This is a genomic window from Bifidobacterium sp. UBA6881 (genome assembly GCA_002451435.1).
Taxonomy (GTDB): domain Bacteria; phylum Actinomycetota; class Actinomycetes; order Actinomycetales; family Bifidobacteriaceae; genus Bifidobacterium.
On record DKCF01000008.1, the window covers coordinates 10692 to 14582 of the forward strand.

At 60.9% G+C, this 3891-nt stretch carries 2 protein-coding genes; both read left to right on the forward strand.

Going from position 1 to position 3891, the window contains the following annotated elements:
• Positions 1 to 244: 244 nt before the first annotated feature.
• Complete coding sequence (locus tag B3C64_RS00550) at positions 245 to 1996, forward strand: ABC transporter ATP-binding protein (protein WP_291532997.1); 1752 nt, start codon at positions 245 to 247, stop codon at positions 1994 to 1996.
• Between the two features lie 13 nt (positions 1997 to 2009).
• Positions 2010 to 3851 (forward strand): ABC transporter ATP-binding protein, encoded by a 1842-nt coding sequence (locus B3C64_RS00555; protein WP_291533000.1) that lies wholly within the window; start codon positions 2010 to 2012, stop codon positions 3849 to 3851.
• Positions 3852 to 3891 lie beyond the last annotated feature (40 nt).

Here is a 3891-nt window from a genome sequence, read left to right on the forward strand (position 1 = left end):
TGAGTGGTGCTCGGTGTCGGTAGATTTTTTTTGGGGGGGGGGATTACCAATCTGCCGACAGTAACGCTGCGCTCAGTATCGGCAGTTCGGGAAGGACGAACGGAACGTTCCGGCGCACGTCATTATCAGGAAACACTCAGTTGCGGATATATTATCTTACGGTGTAAGTTATTTACGATGTAAGCAATCAAAGCTGTAGAAACAATCAGAAACAGCAAGGAACAACAAGAGAAGGAAATCAACCATGCTTCGCGTCATGCGATACCTCTCCAAAGCGGAGATAGGCCAGATGCTCATCGCGCTGGTCAGCATCGTCGGGCAGATCTGGCTCGACCTGACCTTGCCGGACTACATGTCCGACATCACCACGCTGGTGGAAACCCCCGGCAGCAAAATGCACGACATCTGGGTGGCCGGTGGCAAGATGCTGCTCGTCTCGCTCGGTTCCGCCGCCTGCGCCATCGTCACCGGTTTCATCGCGGCGCGCGTCGGCGCATCGTTCAGCCAGCGCCTGCGTTCGCTTGAATTCAACAAGGTGGAAAGCTTCGGCCCGGCCGAAATGAGCAGATTCTCCACCGCGTCGCTCATCACCCGCTCCACCAACGACATCACGCAGATCCAGATGTTCATCACCATGGGTCTGATGATGATCGTCAAATCGCCGATCATGGCCGTGTGGGCCATCTGCAAGATCGCCGGCAAGGGCTTCGAATGGACGCTCGCCACCGGCGTCGCCGTCGTGGTGCTGATGGTCGCCATCAGCGTGATCATGTTCTTCGTGATGCCGAAGTTCAAGGCCATGCAGCGCCTCACCGACAACATCAACCTCGTGGCCCGCGAGAACCTCACCGGTCTGCGCGTGGTGCGCGCGTACAACGCCGAGGACTACCAGGAGAACAAGTTCACCAAGGCCAACAAGGACCTCACCGAAACCCAGCTGTTCACCAACCGCGCCATGGCGATCATGATGCCGATGATGAACAGCATCATGAACGGCCTGATGCTGGCCGTCTACTGGATCGGCGCATACCTCATCGACGCGGCCGGCATGAAGGACAAGCTCACCACCTTCGCCAACATGGTGGTGTTCTCCAGCTACTCCGTGCAGGTGATCATGAGCTTCCTGCTGATGAGCATGGTATTCGTGCTCTGGCCGCGCGCCGACGTATCCGCGCAGCGCGTGCTCGAAGTCATCGACACCGAGCCGATGGTCGCCGACGGCACCGCCACCGCCGGCAAGCCCGGCGAAACCGGCGAAATCGAATTCCGCAACGTCTCCTTCACCTACCCGGATTCCCGCAAAGCCATGCTCGAAGGCATCAGCTTCACGGCCAAGAAGGGCGAAACCGTGGCGTTCATCGGCTCCACCGGCTCCGGAAAATCCTCCCTCGTCAACCTCGTGCCGCGCTTCTACGACGCCACGCAGGGCGAAGTGCTCGTCGACGGCGTCAACGTCCGCGACTACACGCTCAAGGCATTGCGCGACAAAATCGGCTACGTGCCGCAGCAATCGTTCCTGTTCAAGGGCACGATTTCCAGCAACGTCGCCTACGGGGACGCCGCGCGCGACGACGACGGCGTGAAAACGGCATGCGAGGTCGCGCAGGCCACGGAATTCATCGCGAAAAAAGACAACGGCTACGAATCCGCCATCTCGCAGGGCGGATCCAACGTGTCCGGAGGCCAGAAACAGCGCCTGTCGATCGCACGCGCGGTATACCGCCATCCGGAAATCCTGATCTTCGACGATTCCTTCTCCGCCCTCGACTTCAAGACGGACCGCGCGGTGCGCGACGCGCTCGCGAAGGAAGCGAAGGACTCCACGAAGCTCATCGTCGCGCAGCGCATCGGCACCATCATGGACGCCGACCGCATCGTCGTGCTCGACCAGGGCAGGGTCGTCGGCCAGGGCACGCACGATGAACTGCTCGACACGTGCGACGTGTACCGGCAGATCGCGCAATCGCAGCTGAGCGAAGACGAATTGAAGCACTGAAGGGAGGATCGATATGCCAAGAGGAATGGGACGTGGGCGCGGACCCGTTGAAAAACCGCACGATTTCGGTGGCGTGATGAAGAAGCTCATGCGCTTCTGCCGCCGTTACATTCCGGTGATCATCATCGCGCTGGTGCTCGGCGCGGCCGGCACCGTATGCCAAATCGTCGGTCCGGACAAGCTCAAGGACATGACCAACGAGATCACCAAGGGGCTGCCTGCCATGGTGCACGGCAGGCCGGTCATGAACTCGATCGACATGGACGCGGTCTGCCGCATCGGATGGACGCTCGTCGCGCTGTACGTCGGATACGCCGTGCTGTGCTACCTGCAAAGCTGGCTGATGGCGGACGTCACGCAGCGCACCGCGCAGCGGCTCCGCCAGGAGATCAGCGGAAAGATCAATCGACTGCCGCTCAAGTACTTCGACAAGGTGAGCTACGGCGACGTGCTGAGCCGCATCACCAACGACGTCGACGCCATCGGCCAGACGCTCGGCCAGTCGGTCGGCTCGCTGATCACGTCGATCACCTTGTTCTTCGGCGCGCTCATCATGATGTTCTACAACAACGTGATCATGGCGCTGTGCGCGATCGGATCCGCGTTGCTCGGTCTGGTCATCATGGGACTGATCATGAAGATGTCGCAGAAGTACTTCGCGCAGCAGCAGATCGCGCTGGGCGAAGTGAACGGCCACGTCGAGGAGATGTACACCGGCCACACCGTGGTCAAGGCGTACTGCGGCGAAAAGGACTCCATCGCGCGTTTCGAGAAGTACAACGACGATCTGTACGTGTCCGGTTGGAAGAGCCAGTTCCTGTCCGGCCTGATGATGCCGATCATGAACTTCATCGGCAACTTCGGCTACGTCGTGGTGTGCGTGGTCGGCGCGGTGCTGGCGATGGACGGCAAGATCGAATTCGGTGTGATCGTGGCGTTCATGATGTACATCCGCCTGTTCACGCAGCCGCTTTCCCAGTTCGCGCAGGCGTTCCAGAACCTGCAGCGCTGCGCGGCCGCGTCCGAGCGCGTCTTCGGATTCCTGGAGGAACCGGAGATGGACGACGAGACGGGCAAGAAGGCGTTGCTGGGCGTCGGAGCGGACGGCAAGGCGCAGCCGGTGCGCGGCGATGTGGAATTCGACCACGTGCGGTTCGGCTATGAGCCGGGCAAGACGATCATCCACGACTTCTCCGCGTCGGTGAAGGCCGGCCAGAAGGTGGCCATCGTCGGGCCGACCGGCGCCGGCAAGACCACGATGGTGAACCTGCTGATGCGTTTCTACGAGATCTCCGGCGGCTCGATTTCCATCGACGGCGTGGACACCAAGTCGGTGCCGCGCTGGAACGTGCACGACCAGTTCTCCATGGTGCTGCAGGACACATGGGTGTTCCGTGGAACAGTGCGTGAAAACATCGCGTATTCGAAGCCGGGCGTCACCGATGAGCAGATCGTGGCCGCATGCAAGGCGGTCGGACTGCACAACTACATCATGTCGCTGCCGAACGGCTACGACACCGTGCTGGACGACAAGGCATCCCTGTCTCAGGGCCAGAAGCAGCTGCTCACCATCGCCCGCGCGATGGTCGAGGACGCGCCGATTCTGATTCTCGACGAGGCCACGTCGTCGGTCGACACCCGTACCGAGGAGCTGATCCAGAAGGCGATGGACGCGCTGACGGTCGGCCGCACGAGCTTCGTGATCGCGCACCGCCTGTCCACCATCCGCGATGCCGATATGATCCTGGTGATGAACGGCGGCGACATCGTGGAGCGCGGCACCCATGAGGAACTGCTCGCCAAGGGCGGTTTCTACGCCGACATCTACAACAGCCAGTTCACATTGACCGACTGACCGGCTGGTTTGGCTGGCTGGTCTGGACGTTTGAGACTGG

Coding starts and splice junctions, on each gene's coding strand:
- B3C64_RS00550 (WP_291532997.1), top strand. CDS start 245: ATGCTTCGCGTCATGCGATACCTCTCCAAAGCGGAGATAGGCCAGATG.
- B3C64_RS00555 (WP_291533000.1), top strand. CDS start 2,010: ATGCCAAGAGGAATGGGACGTGGGCGCGGACCCGTTGAAAAACCGCAC.